Below are 16,418 nucleotides of genomic sequence, written 5' to 3' on the forward strand. Positions count from 1 at the left end.
ATTTCTGAGAAACGCTTATCGATTTCAGTCCACATCCCCGTTCCGACAATCCCCGGACAATACGCGTTTACCGTAATGCCGCGGCTGGCATATTCCTTTGCAGCAGCCTGAGTCAGTGCACGCACAGCGAATTTTGTCGCAGAATAGATGCCTAACATCGCAAAACCATCGTGCCCCGCAATAGAACATGCATTGATGATTTTGCCTTTCTGTTGGCGTTCAATAAATTTTTTCGCTGCGTGTAGCGCCGCGAATTTTTTCGCATAGAATTACGAATCATTTTGCATCGTAAAAAAATGAGGCTCACCCCAGATTTAGCGTTGTGCAAAATGATTCGCGTTGCACGCTATGGTTGAGCTTTAGGATATGGCTGGACTTTAAACAATTTGGTGTTAAGCCGCTTTTTTGCGTTTTTGTGCAGGAATTTTATGTATCTGAACTGTTTGAAACGGTGTGTTGCAGCCCTTGCTCGATGCTCACGTAAGTAACGTCCACGCTCCCCTCCTCGGGCTATCGCGTTCATTGCGATAGAGTGATACCACTCCCCGTCCAGCTCATAGAATGTCGATTCGTGAAAGCCCACGTAATCGAAATTACTTGCTTGATAAACTACACCTAACTTGCCACAACGCTCATCTGCGAATGACTGTACCCACTGGACATCTGGAAATAGCTGTTTGATAACCTTTAATGCATAGCTGATCGCTCGGGATTCTGAGTTTTTAGGCATCTTGTCATGTAGCCACAGCCTATTTAATTCCATGTATTGCCTGTTTCCAGTACCACTAACAACTCTAGCGCCTGAATTTGGATTGAGTGCATAGCCCCATTGCATAACACCAACTAATTCTCGTTCAGAGAAAACACCTAAATGTAAGTACGAATTGTTAACAAAACGTCCACTATAATGCCTGCTTGTTACGATAACCCTAGCCAGCCAGCATGGTATCGTCTCAACCCTCAACTCTGGGGAGCCATAACCTACTACGACCCCTTTGTGTGTGATTATTTCTGGTTTTTTTAATATACGAGAAGAATTTTTGTACATATGTAAGTATCCATTCCTATGCAAACGATCGTTTTAGCAGATCAATTTTCCGCAATTGATTTGCCATGCCGATCATTTGTACTTCGCTGCTGTATACCTAACTATATGAAGAGGTTCATATTAATCCCCCCCTTTGTGAGTAGCAGTCCGTCAGCGTTCAATGGTCAGGATGAAGGATTCGCTTGATAGCGTGTTGAAAAAACAGCACTTAACTTACGCTATCTTTACGATTAGAATGGGATTGTGAACTGTTGTTACTAACAGTAATTTGCATTGCACGGTAATAATATCTCTTGGCACTAAAATGGATTGTATAAGTAATGGGACTTATTCAAAGAAAGATAATAAAGACATCCGCCACCATAACGAAAAGACTGGATTTTTTGTTCTTAAAAAGAAAGGATTTTTGTATTGTATCAAATAATTGCTGGGGGCCGAGGCTTTACGAAATATTAAAGAGGGAGTACAACACCCCCTTTGTCGGGCTTTTTTTAACCCCGGAGCACTATATTGACTTCATAAGGAATATAGAATTTTATATTAACATAGAACTGACGGAACACCATTTTTTAACATTTGACCCAATCAATAAAAACCCACTAAGATTTAGCAAAAAATATCCAATTGCATGTATAGAAGGATGTGATATTCATTTCCTTCATTATAACGATAAAGCAGAAGCAATTAGCAAATGGAATAGGCGTAGGGTAAGACTTATAGATTACATCAGAAGAAATGGTGTTAACTCATTAATATTTAAGTTTTGTGACTCATATCCAAATATGGATGTTGATTATTCCATGTCAGAATTTAAATCATTACCTTATGCACGAAAAATATTTTTCGAAACAAAAAAAGAAAGAGGCATACTGAGTAATGACGGGGTTCTTGTTCATGGAGTAGACCTTTTTAGAGCAAGATTATTGTATTATAAACGATATTTAGCATTATTCTCAAATCTTCCCTCGCAAAAAAAACACCGATAAAAATGAGGCTGGGTAATTTATTTTACTATACCTAGCCTTTTTTCATTGAAAAATCAATTTTATCAAAAAAACAATTGACTTACGCAAGCTTTACGATTCTAACGCGATACTTTGCACTTGTTATACTCGCTGTCATATCATTCCATGCGTTCCCATCATGAGTTGCTATATAGACCAGTATATTTAATGCTCTAATAACAATTTTTGAAGCCCCAAAAATGCGAGTCGTGACCCCAGCTGGATTGTTGGTATTCCCATACCCTGACCCTGATGAGGATTCAGCCCAAACTTGATTTCCATCAGGGTCTTTTAGCAGCAATTCAGTTCTCACGAGACAATTCTCTGTATTGAACGGGTTATCAATTACAATTCGGCTATTATTGATTAGTGTGCCAGGGGCAGATTCCGTTCCATTAGGATACAGAATAATATACTCCCCTACTCCTATATCTTCTGGCTTCAGTGTTATATTGGTAGAACCATCGAACGGCACACCATTAATTGTTCTGGGCGTCGCTAATTTGGTCGCAGCCAGAGCCGTGCCCGCCGCCATCGCTAATTTCACATGAGCCGTTGAGGCAACCTGGGTATTGTTTGTTGTTGCTACTGCTGTTGGGGCTGTTGGCGTTCCCGTTAGTGCCGGGGAGGCTAATGGTGCTTTAGCCGCAAGAGCATTAGTCATCGTAGCGGCAAAATTCGGATCATCACCAATTGCCGCAGCCAACTCGTTTAACGTATCCAGCGCCCCAGGCGCTGAGTCAACCAGTGATGCGATAGCCGCCTTCACAAACGCCGTCGTGGCAATTTGCGTGTTACTGGTTGCTGTCGCAGCCGTTGGCGCGGTGGGCGTTCCTGTCAGTGCCGGTGATGCTAAATCGGCCTTTAATGCGGCTAGGGCCGTGACAAACGCGGTTGTCGCAATCTGCATTGAGTTCGTGCCTGCCGCTGCGGTCGGGGCGGTGGGCGCACCGGTAAATGCAGGAGATGCCAGCGAGGCTTTTGTTGCAGCAAGGGCGGCGACAAACGCAGTTGTCGCAATCTGCGCCGTGTTGGTGCCTGCGGCGGCTGTCGGTGCCGTCGGTGCCCCGGTTAGCGCAGGTGAAGCCAGTGGCGCTTTTGCCGCAAGTGCTGCATTCATCGTCGCCGCAAAGTTCGGATCATCGCCCAGTGCAGCGGCCAGTTCGTTAAGCGTATCCAACGCACCTGGCGATGAGTCTACCAGCGCGGCAATGGCGGCTTTTACAAACGCCGTTGTCGCAATCTGCGTGTTATTCACTGTTTGTGCTGCGGTGGGCGCTGTTGGCGTGCCTGTCAACACCGGGTTTGCCAGTGGTGCATAGTCAGCCACAACCGATTTAACATGTGCTGTTGTCGCTAATTTTGTGCTGTTATCCGCTTTGGGTTGTGTGGGGGCCGTAGGATTACCCGTAAGTGCCGGACTGGCATTTAACGCGAATGTCTTTTTCAATGCGGCCAGCAATTGATCGCTTTTCCCGGCATCTGCCGCAATACCCGCATCGGTCATAATAGCAATAATTTCAGCCTGCGCATTTCTGATTGCAGCCTGAACATTATTCATAAATAACGCGGTAACAATAGTTCCCAACTCTCCCGTTAACGGATTGCCATCATGGAAAACATTATCAGGTGATTCAATGGGTGGCATAAGGTTTTGCATGATTAACTGTCCTGATACGAAAAATAGCAGAATGTATGCGCGGGTTTTAAATCGTTAAATACCGATTCAATAACGGTGCCGCCAAACGTCATTAGGCGTTCGCCGACAGCCGATAAACCCGCTCTGAAATAATATTTTTTGGCCGATGTGCCAAACACATTCACACGCCACGTCCAGATAGCGTCATGCACCATCAGGCGTTCACCGCAACGGCTCGTGCCGGTTCTGAACGGATGCAGTTCATCAATGGTGATGGCATACCCCAACCGGGATGCCAGCCGGATAAAATAGGGAATGCTCAGACCGCCGGTTTCGGCAATTTTTATCAGCACATTACCCAGGCGCTGCTGGTAATTACTGTCTGGTGTTGGTGCAATATCGAGAACGCGCTCCCAGTCGGTCAGCAGGCTTTGTGCATAAATGGGTGTGATAGCCCCTAATACACGGTCGGATAGCTGCTGTGCCATATCCAGTACAGCCCCCTCCGCTGCCAGTTCGGCGGCAAGACGAGGCTGTGTCGTGTCGTAGGCAACAGGTGGAAGCAATAAGCCCAGCAGTGTTTTAGCACTCATAACGGCACCACCGTGATATTTCCGGCGCGTATCCACTCCACTTTGTTTTCATTTGTGACCGGATAGACGTTACCTGCTGGGAGTGTGATATTACGGTCAATGACTCCAGCCACTTGAGAAATCATCATTTCTGCCTGACTGCGAATAAACGGATCTCCGGGAGCCAGTGTTTTGATATAGTCAGTTAGCGCGGTAATAATGGCGGCGGTGGCATCTGCCAGAGAAACACCATTTAATAAAACACCGACGGTAATATCGATAGTTTTAATCGTGGGGCCGAGCACTATTGTGTTTTTTGCCGTCACCGGGCGGACATCATCAATATAGGCTTGCACCGCGCTAATAATGTCGGCTGAGGGCAGGCCATCCGCTGAGGTGATCACCACATCCACCGTACCCATCCCGCGACGCAACGGATAGACATAGGCTGAGGTCACACCGGTGACACTCAGCGCCCAGCGTTTGTAGTCATATTTATTGCCTCCAGCGGGCGGACGCCTGATCAACTCAAGAAGACGAGAAAGCATTTCAGCATCCGTCTCCCTGTCGGTTCCGCCCGCCATCACACTGATCGTGACGGTACTGTCAAAGCCGAACGGCGCACTGGCGAATGTGCCTACCGCTGCGGCCGTTGTGTTGCCTGCCGCGCCGCTGGCAGAAGCAATGGCCGGAATAACCACCGAGCCATTAGCACCAACCGTTCCCGCTGCCGTTGTCGTATAGGACAAACTGCCGACAGTGATAACCAGTCCCGCCGCCGCAGGCGCACCCACATTACCGGTTGCAGTGATGGAGCCGGTGGCTGTCGTCGCCGCCTTGCGTGAAATATCGCGTAACCGGCAGTGCATTTCGAGAAATTCGGTGTCGGCGGTATCAGGGAAAATCTGCCGGACAATCCAGCCCTGATGCTGATAAACACCGGTGACGACGCTGGCAACTGACGAGGCCCGGACATAATAATCGCTGTCCTTGTCGATATCGGCAGTGGGTAACAGGTTGCGGATATCACGTAATATCCGGGTGCGGGTTTCCTCAAAGCTGGGGGTGATGTGCGGCATCAGCTTACCCTCACCGGATGCTTAAAGGTCTGTTTTTGGCCCGTGGCATCAACAACGTCAATCAGCAGAATGGCCCAGCCGGGATCCCCGGCAGAGACAGAGACGGAAACCGACGTGGCGGGGCCAGCATCGATAAGCGGTTGCAACGCCTCTTCGGCGTATTGTCGGGCCAGTTTGTACACGCGCGAAACGTCTTTTTCCCGCGCCAGCAGGTGCAGCCGGGAGCCCAACAAGGGGTCTGCCCACCATGAACCCAGTGGGGTCATGAGACGCAGATAAACGGCATTGGCTAATGTCGTTGTCGTCGTTCCGGTGTAGTCACCGGTTGTCGGGTTCAGTAAATTATCCATGCCGCCAGAATGGCAGCATGGATGCAAGGGAGGCAGTGGAAGGGGTTCAGTGGGTTTTAAGGTTTGGCGGGGCCGGTCTGTCCGCCCGAATCGCCATCATGATGATGGCCTGTCAGGCTAATGTTACCCGCTTTGACATCACCATCCGTCGAATAGCTGCCGCCGGTTTGCGTAACACTGCCATTAAACGAGGCACCGTTGCCGCCTTTGATTGCCAGACCACCGTTGCCAGTGATTTTTCCCTGAGCCGTGACCTGTTTGCTGGCCGTGACCATTGGGGTATTAAAATCGGCTTTTTCTTCGGCGTTGACAACAAATTGTTTGCAGTTAACCCGGAACTCATCGCAATCCGTCTCTATCAGACGCCCGCGTTTAAGCACAATTTTTGCACCTTCATCGGTGTAGAGCGCCACTTCGCCCGACTTGAGCGCCTGCAAGCGATAAGCGGCGTGCTCTGTGGCAATCACGATGCTGTGAGACGTTCGCCCGCCCAGCGGCAGCACGACAGCCATCGTTCCGGGCAACGGATTTGAGGTAAAGCCGTAGTGCTGAAACAGTTCACTGTCCTGTAAGGACTCTCCGGCCAGCCCCTTAGCCTGGAAGGTCTGCAACGGGCCATTGCTGTTTACCCGCGTTAAACGGGTTCGGAATGCCAGGCGAATGCGGTTTAACGCCCCGTTAATACGCCTTTCAATATCAGGCCACATCGACAATTGCTGTTTCTCCTTTGCCTTTGCGCTTGCGCTTTTTCTTCTTCTTCGGATAGGCGTCGGGTATCCAGACACCATCCTCTTTGAGCCTGAGCGTGGTGGTTGTGCCGTTCGGGCGGCCACCGTTAAACTCACGCCCCATCAGAAAATACACCGCATCGATACCGTGATATTCGCTGATAACGTGAATGCGTTGCCCTGGCTCCCACAACACGCCGTCCGAGGTGCGGTGGCCGTGGACAATGGCGGTCAGGCTGTAACCGGACAACAGCGCGTCTGACAGCGCCTTGCGGGCGCGGTAGTTGATTTGTTCCTGGTTATCCGCATCCCCCACAACCATCACCTGAGGTCTGTAGTAATTAACGCTCGGGTCTTTTACTACCGCCTTCATACCGTGCTGGCCGGTCTCGGCAACGCCGGTACTCAGCTCAATGTCGCTGTCTGCATCATCCCCCACGTCGACAATCGTGGTTTGCTTCGTGGACGAGTGCGCGTGGCTTTGGGCCAATACCGTCAGTTCTGAAAAGGATTTGTCGATTGAGCTGGCATCGGACAGCGACAGCACATTATTGCCCTTGCCATCGATGCGCATGATGAGTGAGGCTACCGGGGGTTTGGTGTAATCCGGGCCACCGATGACCAGTGTCCCGTCCGGGGCGAACCACGGCCACAAACCACGCGCCGCACAGGCACGCAGCAGCATGTCCCAGGCGCGTTCGCCAGGCTCTGCGCTGATTTTATCGCTGCGGATCGTTCCCTCGGACTCAATGCGGATCTTCGTGATACCCAGCGGGCGCACAATTTGGACCACTACGTCCGGTAGTTCCATCTGGCGGGCGGTAAGTATCGGCGCAGCACAATCGACCAGAACGGCTGCACTGTCACGCCCGGAGAGCGACAGGGTAACACCGCCACGCGCTACAGCACGCTGAACGCTGTCAATGCGCCCGGTCAGCACAGTGTCATTACCCACCTTGACCATGACCGGCACACCGCGCACCACGTCGGCCGGAAATTTCCCTTCGGGCAATCCCAGGCTAACGCTCCAGGCATCAGCGGGGGTAAGGAAATCAGAATCAATCTGGTAGCGTGACCAGTTGCCGTGCTGTTTACCGTTGATAATCACGGACACCGCCGCCTTATCGGTGGCCGGGTTAGTCTGCGTAGGCATTCAGCACGTCTCCCATCGCCAGGTTGTTCGGATCACGTAATTGCGGGTTGAGGCGTTGCAGCTCTGCGGCGCGGGAATAATCCCCGTACCAGCGGTGAGCCATGAGGTGAAGGTTGCCGGGAGCGGTAACGGTTTTTTGCATCAGTTGGGGCTTTTCGTTGATCACCGCTTCGGCCAGCGTCTGCACCGCCAGCGCAATAGTGGCTAACTGGTCGATAACCGGCTGGTACGACAAGCCTGTTGGCTGTGGGCTATTGCTGATTTCATCCATCGCCGGTGCGTAGGTTATCCGGGTGATATCGATGGCGTCCTGTATCATCTGACGCGTTTCGTTGGCGATCTTCTCGATATCGACCGGCGTTAATACTGCCGTCAACGCGCTATCGCTGAGAATGGCGCTGGCTTCATCAACGGCCTCCAGTGCCACGGCTACAGCGACAATCGTTGTCAGTTCGACAATATCACTCGCCACCAGAGTCTGAGGCATATCAACCGGCGCATCGATACGCCCGCTCACCAGACTGACTGGCATAGCCTGGACGGTCTGCAACGTTGAATAGGCGCTCGTCCAGTCAGCCATAATGACAGCGGGGGCGGCAGTGTAATTGGCGGTGGCAATCTGCTGCTGCGTGACTGCCGTTGATACGCTGCCCGAGGTTGCCGACAAGGCTGTATTACCGGATGAGTTGCCACCCGATGAACTGCCCCCGGATGTGTTGCTGCCGGACGATGACACCCCCGCCAATACAGTACCGCTGCCGCTGTTGACATAGGTTGTGTGCAGCGAGCTTTTTGACGCCCCCATTTTTAACGACAGCGCGGAGCGCAGGTCGCTGAAAAAGGCCGAGGGGTAATTGATAAAATCGGTGGTGCCACTGATAAACCCGCTTATGTCGCTGCGGAAAATTGTTGTCATGTTGAGCGCCGCCGTTGCCAGGCCGCGCACCTTATTCATCATTTTCCTGGCCGTGCGCAACGGTTGCGTGACGTTCTCCATCAGCGTGTTAGCGCTGTCGATCACCGCTTGCCCTTGGTTAAAAATCTCGTCGGCTTTAGATAATGGGGAGTCTTTGACGAAAAACGGGTTGCCGGTTTTTGACTGCAAGAACTGAATATCCAGCGTGCAATAATCGACATTCTCCGCATCGTGGTTGACCTGGAACACGCCGACCAGCATGTTTGGCATCGAGCCAAAAACCGGGTGGATCAACTCACCGGCACCGGGTTTTCTTAACGCCTCACGCAGCGATTCAAGGCGTGTCTCGTAATCATCGCCCCAGATAACAGCCTGAATTTGAACGCTGTGTGGCTTGAGGCCCAAATCCTGAATATCCGCACCGTCTATATTGGGATATTCATGCTGGGCCGTGTCACGCTGCTCACTGTCACGGGCATTGATCACATCAAACTTAACGCCCCGGTAAGAGGCATCCTGTAAAGAATTTTCCCAGGACATCAGTAGCCTCCGTTTGAGCCGCGCGTGGCCTGCTGACTGTTAATCTCATTGACGGTTTCAGCCAGCACGCGGCCATCCACCTCAAGACGGATGGTGGCCTGTATCGGTCGCTCAGGTTGTTTGGGGGGAGCCGGTGCGGGCGTAGGATGCATCGCGTCCGGCAGACCGAGCGCCGCAGGCGGCAGGCCACTGCCGATACTGGTTGGTTTACTCCACCAGGTTGAACTGTCATTTTTTTTATCGGTTGATACGGTAAGCGGTTCGATACGAACGGCCGAAACGGGGCGAACACCCACGCCATTATCTGCTGACGCGCCAGGAACGGGCGGCGGGCGAATGCCGGTGTTCTGGTTCAGCAGCGGAAACGTTGTGGGCGCAGTGGTGACATAACCGGGAACCCCATAGCTTTCCGGCCTGGGGATATTTATTGCGCGGGGTTTATTCCACCATGCCTTGATTTCGTCCCAGGCATCCAGTGCGCCAGGCTGCGCCCGCATCGAATCCTGTAGCCGCTCGGTATCGTTCGCATACTGATTCGTCGACAGACGCTGGCGAGCCTGGCTATCACCGCGCTCAACCTGCACCAGTGGTGCATCCTGCGTTGCCTGATAGACGGAAAGCGGGACTAACGCTTTTCCGGCGAGACGGCCTACTCGCCCCCACAAATTAGGCATACGTGTTCCAGGGGGCGTCACTGTTGGTGCGTTAGTGCCTGGCGGAACGGGAGGTGGATTGATACCAGAGGACGCGGGGGGCGGGCCAGACAATATTTTCCAGGCTGCCAGTGCCCCACCAACGGTATATGCGCCAGCGCCAAATGTTGCAATACCCGTTGTGGCCCCTGCAATAGCTGTCGTTAGCCCAGGGTATTCATTTGCATAACCAGTCAATAGGCCAGACAAGCGCCCGATCACATCAGAGAGTGGCTTAATTGAATCTACTTGCCCAAAATCAGCCGTATTCTTCATCTGCTCGGTTTTGAAATCGTTAGTCCCGGCAATAAGCTGATAGTTAATATCGCCAGCAGTCTTCCCAGTCTCTAAATCACGCTGTTCGTTCGCCCCTTTGACAACGTCACGGGCATATTGTCGATTACTGCGATAGCCGATTAATGCCATCAGCGCTTCTCTGTCCGCAATCACTTGCCCAACGGCAGAACCTTCAAGAATTTTAGCCTGAGACTGCATAATTTTACGCCGGTCATCCCCCTTAGCTGTAGTCAGCTTCGCATCGAGTTTTTTATATGCCGGATTAGTTGCAACAACCTTGTCTATAATGGCAACAAAAGCATCTAAGGAATTCATTCCTTTGCCTTGAGCATTAGCTAAACTTCCTGGTAAATCGATGCCTTTCCCATTTACCTTTATTCTGGATGCCGCATTTGCAGCATCTTGACTGGTAATTTTTCCTAAAAGGTTAACAACATTATTGCCTGCTTGATCGCTACTCCCAGCTGTTATTGCGGCGCTTTGGTTGAGCCCCAGCAGGACTGCAAAATCATTTAAGCCTTTCATCCCGTTATTACTGGCTGCGGCTAGCTGTTGCGGCAACCACTTCGCCATATCAGCGAGTTCAAATGAACCAGCTTGCCCCGCAGAAATAGCCATATTGAGTGCCTTACTGACATCTTTATCCTCGATACCAAATGTTTGCTTTAATCGAATGGCTATCTGGGCTAAATCTGTGGGTGCGGCTCCGGTCGCGGTTGAATAACGTTGTAGTTGCGGCAATAAGGTATCGGCAGATTTCATATCGACCGCGCCGGAAGCCAGCAACGCATCAAGCGTATCCGCTGCGGATTCTTTCGTCCCGCCACCTTCTTTGACAGAACGGCGGATCAAAGCATCCATGCTTGCCATGCCAGTCTTTCGACCGTCAACGCCTTGCTCCGCGTAGGCGGTATTCGCCATTGACGCTAATCGACGCTCATAACTCATCTGGTTACGCACCGGCTGCGCGACAACGGCCGTCATGGCCGCCGCCCCTCCGGCAACGGCCAGCGCTCCAGCGCCAACGGCACGCAACTTGTCCATGCGGCTCATCGATTGGGCTGCACCACTTAGCTCCGTGCGCAACCGGCTGACGCGGTCTGTCATCGCACTAAATGCCCGTGATTGCTCACTGGCTGACATCACGCCCATGCGCGTCAGGCGACTGTAGGCCGCGATGGTTTGTTGGATCTCGCGCTGGATCTCGCGCTCGGAACGGATACCGAGCGTTGCGCGGGCGCTGTTGGCGCGTTTAAACTCTTCGCTCAACGCGCGGGATGCCCGTATGCCTTGCTGACTGTTCTGTTGCTGGGATTTAGCCAACTCATCACCGGCTTTTTCCGCCGCTTTGGTCTGTGCGACGGCATCCTGCATTGCCTTGCGCAGCACCTTTGAACCGGTATCGCGGGCCGCCAGTGTCAGGGCCAGTTGCAGATTGCGGGCCATTGATTACGTTCTCCCTTTTTTGGTGGGTTTTCTCGGGCGCTTCTGGCGCAGTGACTTCACGCGGCGGGTTGACTGCTCCCCGGCTGACGGGTTTTTACCGTGCAACCGGGCCAGTGCCTGGATGTAGCCGTCCAGTTCTGAACGGCTCATCGCTTCTATTTGCTGTCGGGTGATGCCGTATTTTCCGAGGGCGAGGACGACGCTGCGGTATCCGGCGAGGGCGGTCTCAATGCCGTCAGCTTTTTTTTAAGGGCTGAGACCTGCGCGTCGATGAGGTCAAAATCATCGTCGGACAACTGGTTAAGCAACAGTTCCGTCGTCACGCTCTCGGCATCAATACCCTCAATCGTCACCACCCGCGCCAGAATACCAACGCGGTAGTGCAGCCCTGCTGCGGCACCTTCCGTGGTGCCTTTTTCATCCTGAGTTTCTTCCAGGGCCGCGATGGTATCGCCGACCACCGGCAGGCGAACGCTGAACGTAAAATGACGCTTACCATCCAGCTCAACGCCATACAACAATGAACCTTGTTCCGTCACCATTATTCCTCCACCCGACGCAGCGCCTGGAACGTGATATCCCGCTTGCCTTCGTTATCGACCGTATACTGCGCACCGACCTGGGTACTGTACGCATCCAGATACGACACTTTTTTACCGCCACTGCCGGAGAGCGGGTATTGCGTGATTTTCACGCCCTCCATGCCCTCCCAGTCCAGATCGCCGCTCAGGGGGATCACTACCGAGACCGTGACCTGATATTCCCGGATGCCGCGTGAAAACCCTTTCGAGCGCCCGGTCTTGTTCATCGTCTTGACCGGTTTACGCCCGGTCTGCGTGTCTTCTTTCAGGTCGGTACACTCGATTTCCTGTCCGTTGATCTCGAGGATAATGGCACCGACATACTCTTCTAAGGCCATGCTATGGGCTCCTTACAGCAACAGGTCGATACGACCGGCGAAAATATGCAACCCGTTCACCACGTCCGCCGGGATGCGGCCATTAAGTCGGTTGCTATCCTGCGAATCCCGCTCGATGATGAGCGCCGCTTTGTTCGCGTCCACATCTTCGATGATCTCCAGCTCTTCGAGCTTGTAGAGCACATCCAGCAACTCGCTGCGTACCCGGTCAGGGGTGCGGGAACTCAGCTTGTCGCGCGGAAAACGCAACGCGATACGCTCACGGCACGCTTTGCGCACATAGTCGAGGGTGCGAAAGGTGGTGATATCCAGCAGCGACACGTCATCAACGCCGTCGGCGTTCTTGGTGTAGGTTGTGATCGCCCGGACAATCTGCACCGTGTCACCGGAGCCGACTTCAAACGGCGTCAGGCCGTTATACAGCGCGTTCTCCTGCTCATTACGCCCTGGACGATCGGCAAGTTCCGTCACATCCAGCGTACTCATTGCCAGCGTGTTTAACGGGCGGGCGGGGTCTTCTTCGCTGGCAATAACGGCGGCATACGCTGCCGCAACCTGAGCCGGTGTTTTCACCGAACCGTTATGCCAACCCAGGGTAATACGGCCACTATTGATGCTGGCCGCAAGCGTGGTGCCGGTGGACAAGGATTTGGGCCATCCCGCCACACCGATAGCTCCGCGTTGCTCCAGCGGGCCGCTCACATTGTCCAGGTGTGTACGTAGTGCCGTTAGCGCCGCCGAGGTGGCGTAAGGGCTGACCACGATGTTATGACCGGCCGCAAATACTGCCGCCAGGGCGGGGGCAATATCCGGGTCAATACCGCCACCGTTCATCGCGGCGACAGCCACCGTGATGCCCGTGGCCGTGCTGGCGGCACGCAATTTGATATCGTTGCCCGCTGCACCCTTGTTTTTCGCCGTCAGCGTGATAACGCCTGCCGCCACCGCTGCCGTGACCGGAAGCGCAGTTTTTTGTGCGATGGCGGTATTCAGCGCTGTCGCCACCGTTGCCGCCGCATCGTTAGCGGAAATCGCCACATCGACGCGCACCGTTCCCACCCACAGGCTGAGCGCCCCCGAGGCCGTCGCCGTGCCGGTGACGGTGATTTTGCCGCTGGCGGCGGTTGCCGCGCTGTCATCGCCGATCCCGATAATCTGCAACTGCAAATAGCTGTTGCAGCCAATCGCTTCGGCGGCCATAAGGTGCGCCATCGAACCACGCCCAAACAGGGTAGCGGCCTCTTCATCAGAGAACACATCAACCGCCTGGAGCGGCGTTGCGCTTCCGGCTTCCAGCATCTGCGCCAGCATCAATACCTTTTGCTGATTGCCAGGTAACGTGCGCACGGCCAGGCGGGTATTGAACTCAAAGTATTTCCCTGGCTTGCGAATGCTGCTGCCGATTTGGTAAAACTCAACGTTAGGACTTGCCACGGTTCACCTCCTCGCTGTCACCGGTTACTGCCTCTGTCGCTTTGCCTTTTTTTGCCGCTGTGGCGGTTTCATCGTCAGGGACGATCAGCAAATCACCGACACTCACCTGGCGCAGGTAGTAGGCCGAACGCGCCACCGGGACTGCTTCATCCGGGCCGATATAACGGCGCGGATTATCTTCTTGCGGCACCTGAATACCCGGTGCCGCCTTAACCTTGATTGTCATGATGAATAATGTCCTCTGCATCCGGGTTGACCGGCGTCTGGGGAATGTCATAGCTCAAACGGGTACGTAACCAGGCCGGATCATCGGGACTGGTTTCACCGTGATAGCCGTTAAAAATGCTGTCCGGGTGGAAGGCTGACGGGCCATCAAGCGGGTATTTGCCGTTCTCCAATGCGGTTTCAAACCACTTGGTGTCGAACTCGCAGGCGAAAACCGACAGCGCCTGATGTTCCAGGCTGGTGTTAAACAACGAGCGCACCCGGCCAGGCATCAGAAAATCGACCTTTAGCCCGAACTCGGCCAGGTCTTGCCCGGACAGCAACCGGCGTACCGCACTGACCAGACGATAGGTGCCCACCTCGTTGAGGTTTGCACCGCCGTGGCGTGAGGCTTCTTCGCTGCGAACACTGTACTCACCAACAATCACTACAAACCGCCCGACAACCTCATACTTACGTTTGCCAATATTGGCGTTTTTGGTGTTCTGGATACCGCCGAACGTCACCCATACGGCAGGCAAAGCGCGGGCAACGTCTCCCGGTTCGCCGTCCAGTTCGCCGCCGTAAGAGCACACGTTCGCGGCCATACGACCCATGCCTTTTTTAAGGCGTGCGATCATGGCATTTTCAATATCGCGGATAATCAAAATGCACCTCCCCCGGTGGCGTCCCGGTCAAATGCGCGACCCGATGACTGAAAACGTGCGCCGGAGCTGGTCTGCTGAACGACTTGCCCATCAGGCATTTTGCCCAGCGATACTTTCCCAGCGGCGACTTGCTCCAGATAACGCACTGCATCCTCATAGCGTGCCCGGATTTGCTCCGTCGATTGCACGCTCGCGCCACACAGGAAGTAACGGGCCATATCACAGCAACGACCCACCAGCACACCCGGTGTATCCGGCCACGGCACCGGATAGCGACCGACAAGATAGCTGTCGATTTCGGCACTGGCGCGGGTCAACGCGCCAGAAATCACCTCATCATCAATGTCCCCGGTGTACTTACGGTCAGTGAGCGAAACACATTCCTTCTCACCGAACGCGTGCACCATATCGGCACGGGTCGCGTACATTATTTTTTCGCCTTCGCCGTGTCAGTCGCGGCCAACTGCGCCTGAAGCGCATCACGCTCAGAGGTCAGCGCCGTGTTGCTTTCTTTCAGCGCATGGCATTCACCGGAGAGGGCATCGAGGCGTTCGTTAAGCGATGTGATCTGCTCGACGTACTTCAGTGCATTGGCCTCAAGCGTTGCAATGCAGCCGCGTGCCTTAGCCAGCACGGCTTCGGCGTCAACATCAGCCACGGCATCACCACTGACGCGAACGACGATCAACTGCGGTTCGCCCTCCAGCACCGCCAGTTCTGCGGCGGTAAAATGGTCATCGGGGTAGGTCTGGGTTTTGGCGCTGTGCGCCATGCCGCAGCGACGGAAACCGTCAGTACGGGCAGTGATTTGGATCGGCATTATGCGGCCTCCCCGGTGGAGCCATAGGCCATCTGCCAGAACGCGTAGCCGCCGTTGGCGCGGGCTTCTGCACCAAAACGGAACTTCTTACGCATAAAGACGTTGTCGTTGTTGTAGTCGGTCTGTTCAACGAAATCCGGCTTTTTACGCTCCTGGTAGATAATGGGTTTCACCGGCTTGCTGATATCGAACAGGAACCACTCGGTATCGGTTTTCAGCTCAGGAACGACCAACACTTCCGCCGTGCCCTTGTACGGGTTCGGTGTGTTATCCGGGAAGCGGTCGGCGGTCATCAGGTAGTTGGCTTCATCCTCCAGTGCGGGCGGAACAACCAGCAGACCGGGCAGGATTTTGAGTGACGCGCCTTCTTCATCCTTCATGCTGCGCAGGGCTTTACGTGCCGCACCATAGCTGGCCTGTGCGGCGGCAAGACTGGCCGTGGACAGCTTTTTCGTGCCTTTGTTCGACACAGACTTCCCTTTGACGGGGTGGTCAGTATCAAAGAACGGCTGGCCGTCATAACACAGGTTGGTAAAACCGTCGCTGACCAGCGCAAACACAATGTCGGCGGGCAACTCTGCGGCAGACTGGCCCGCCGACTGCGCCTGGATGGCATAGCCCATCAGTTGATCGTCTTCGATATCGTTGCGATCCACTTCGACGGTGGCTTCCCAGTCCTTGTTGCGGATGGTGTAATTAAACGCCGCCAGCGATTTAATGACCTTGTCGCCTACCCATTCACGCATTTTAGGAAAGCGCGACAACCAGGAATAATCGTTTTCCTTACCCGTTGATGGCACGACCATCGCGACCTTTTTCCAGTCAGACGGCGTTTGGGTAAACGCATTCTGAAAGGTGGTTTTCAGGTTAACGAAAATCGCTTTAACAACTTTTACATTCACTAACACG

The 16,418-nt window shown here is 53.6% G+C and carries 19 protein-coding genes and 1 pseudogene; 1 reads left to right on the forward strand and 19 read right to left on the reverse strand.

All coding sequences use genetic code 11. The annotated features are described in order from the left end of the window. Positions 1–242 (reverse strand): annotated as a pseudogene (locus tag J5224_RS15410) (SDR family NAD(P)-dependent oxidoreductase); the annotation flags it as partial. Between the two features lie 104 nt (positions 243–346). Continuing rightward, positions 347–1,048: a protein mom gene (locus tag J5224_RS15415; RefSeq protein WP_264626211.1), complete on the reverse strand. Its 702-nt coding sequence runs from the start codon at positions 1,046–1,048 to the stop codon at positions 347–349. A gap of 320 nt (positions 1,049–1,368) precedes the next feature. Here J5224_RS15415 and J5224_RS15420 point away from each other — a divergent pair, with 320 nt between their 5' ends. After that, positions 1,369–2,034: a DUF1919 domain-containing protein gene (locus J5224_RS15420; protein WP_264626212.1), complete on the forward strand. Its 666-nt coding sequence runs from the start codon at positions 1,369–1,371 to the stop codon at positions 2,032–2,034. Between the two features lie 79 nt (positions 2,035–2,113). On the opposite strand, the gene J5224_RS35565 is transcribed toward J5224_RS15420, so the two are convergent. The 17 genes from J5224_RS35565 to J5224_RS15505 are packed head-to-tail and all read right to left on the reverse strand — an operon-like array spanning position 2,114 to position 16,417. Next, positions 2,114–3,712 carry a hypothetical protein gene (locus tag J5224_RS35565; RefSeq protein WP_319802445.1) on the reverse strand — a complete coding sequence of 533 codons (1,599 nt, stop codon included), beginning with the start codon at positions 3,710–3,712 and terminating at the stop codon, positions 2,114–2,116. Between the two features lie 2 nt (positions 3,713–3,714). Further along, positions 3,715–4,284, reverse strand: coding sequence for a YmfQ family protein (locus tag J5224_RS15430; protein WP_264626213.1), 570 nt, complete (start codon positions 4,282–4,284; stop codon positions 3,715–3,717). Further along, positions 4,281–5,342, reverse strand: a complete 1,062-nt coding sequence (locus tag J5224_RS15435) for a baseplate J/gp47 family protein (protein WP_264626214.1) — start codon at positions 5,340–5,342, stop codon at positions 4,281–4,283. Before J5224_RS15435 ends, J5224_RS15430 begins: the two co-directional genes overlap by 4 nt. Continuing rightward, positions 5,342–5,692, reverse strand: coding sequence for a phage GP46 family protein (locus J5224_RS15440; RefSeq protein ID WP_264626215.1), 351 nt, complete (start codon positions 5,690–5,692; stop codon positions 5,342–5,344). Before J5224_RS15440 ends, J5224_RS15435 begins: the two co-directional genes overlap by 1 nt. A gap of 56 nt (positions 5,693–5,748) precedes the next feature. Then, a complete protein-coding gene (locus J5224_RS15445) occupies positions 5,749–6,399 on the reverse strand; it encodes a phage baseplate assembly protein V (RefSeq protein ID WP_264626265.1) in 651 nt (216 codons plus the stop codon). After that, positions 6,389–7,573: a phage baseplate assembly protein gene (locus J5224_RS15450; protein ID WP_264626216.1), complete on the reverse strand. Its 1,185-nt coding sequence runs from the start codon at positions 7,571–7,573 to the stop codon at positions 6,389–6,391. The genes J5224_RS15445 and J5224_RS15450 overlap by 11 nt, the downstream gene beginning before the upstream one ends. Beyond that, positions 7,557–9,029: a DNA circularization protein gene (locus J5224_RS15455; protein ID WP_264626217.1), complete on the reverse strand. Its 1,473-nt coding sequence runs from the start codon at positions 9,027–9,029 to the stop codon at positions 7,557–7,559. The genes J5224_RS15450 and J5224_RS15455 overlap by 17 nt, the downstream gene beginning before the upstream one ends. Then, complete coding sequence (locus J5224_RS15460; RefSeq protein WP_264626218.1) at positions 9,029–11,464, reverse strand: phage tail tape measure protein; 2,436 nt, start codon at positions 11,462–11,464, stop codon at positions 9,029–9,031. Before J5224_RS15460 ends, J5224_RS15455 begins: the two co-directional genes overlap by 1 nt. 3 nt (positions 11,465–11,467) lie before the next feature. Then, the gene (locus J5224_RS15465) at positions 11,468–11,614 is read right to left on the reverse strand and encodes a hypothetical protein (RefSeq protein WP_264626219.1); all 147 of its coding nucleotides are present in this window, start codon (positions 11,612–11,614) and stop codon (positions 11,468–11,470) included. A 5-nt stretch (positions 11,615–11,619) separates the two neighbouring features. After that, positions 11,620–12,006, reverse strand: coding sequence for a hypothetical protein (locus J5224_RS15470; protein WP_264626220.1), 387 nt, complete (start codon positions 12,004–12,006; stop codon positions 11,620–11,622). Next, positions 12,006–12,383, reverse strand: coding sequence for a phage tail protein (locus J5224_RS15475; RefSeq protein WP_264626221.1), 378 nt, complete (start codon positions 12,381–12,383; stop codon positions 12,006–12,008). Before J5224_RS15475 ends, J5224_RS15470 begins: the two co-directional genes overlap by 1 nt. Before the next feature lie 12 nt (positions 12,384–12,395). Continuing rightward, positions 12,396–13,817: a phage tail sheath subtilisin-like domain-containing protein gene (locus J5224_RS15480; RefSeq protein ID WP_264626222.1), complete on the reverse strand. Its 1,422-nt coding sequence runs from the start codon at positions 13,815–13,817 to the stop codon at positions 12,396–12,398. Beyond that, complete coding sequence (locus tag J5224_RS15485) at positions 13,804–14,043, reverse strand: hypothetical protein (protein WP_264626223.1); 240 nt, start codon at positions 14,041–14,043, stop codon at positions 13,804–13,806. The genes J5224_RS15480 and J5224_RS15485 overlap by 14 nt, the downstream gene beginning before the upstream one ends. Further along, positions 14,027–14,689, reverse strand: a complete 663-nt coding sequence (locus tag J5224_RS15490; protein WP_264626224.1) for a DUF1834 family protein — start codon at positions 14,687–14,689, stop codon at positions 14,027–14,029. Before J5224_RS15490 ends, J5224_RS15485 begins: the two co-directional genes overlap by 17 nt. Next, positions 14,686–15,117, reverse strand: coding sequence for a gp436 family protein (locus tag J5224_RS15495; protein ID WP_264626225.1), 432 nt, complete (start codon positions 15,115–15,117; stop codon positions 14,686–14,688). Before J5224_RS15495 ends, J5224_RS15490 begins: the two co-directional genes overlap by 4 nt. Continuing rightward, on the reverse strand, positions 15,117–15,509 hold the full coding sequence (locus J5224_RS15500) for an HI1506-related protein (RefSeq protein WP_264626226.1): 393 nt from the start codon (positions 15,507–15,509) through the stop codon (positions 15,117–15,119). The genes J5224_RS15495 and J5224_RS15500 overlap by 1 nt, the downstream gene beginning before the upstream one ends. After that, a complete protein-coding gene (locus tag J5224_RS15505; protein ID WP_264496478.1) occupies positions 15,509–16,417 on the reverse strand; it encodes a Mu-like prophage major head subunit gpT family protein in 909 nt (302 codons plus the stop codon). The genes J5224_RS15500 and J5224_RS15505 overlap by 1 nt, the downstream gene beginning before the upstream one ends. Between the last annotated feature and the right edge of the window lies 1 nt (position 16,418).

The organism is Candidatus Symbiopectobacterium sp. NZEC135, assembly GCF_025962695.1.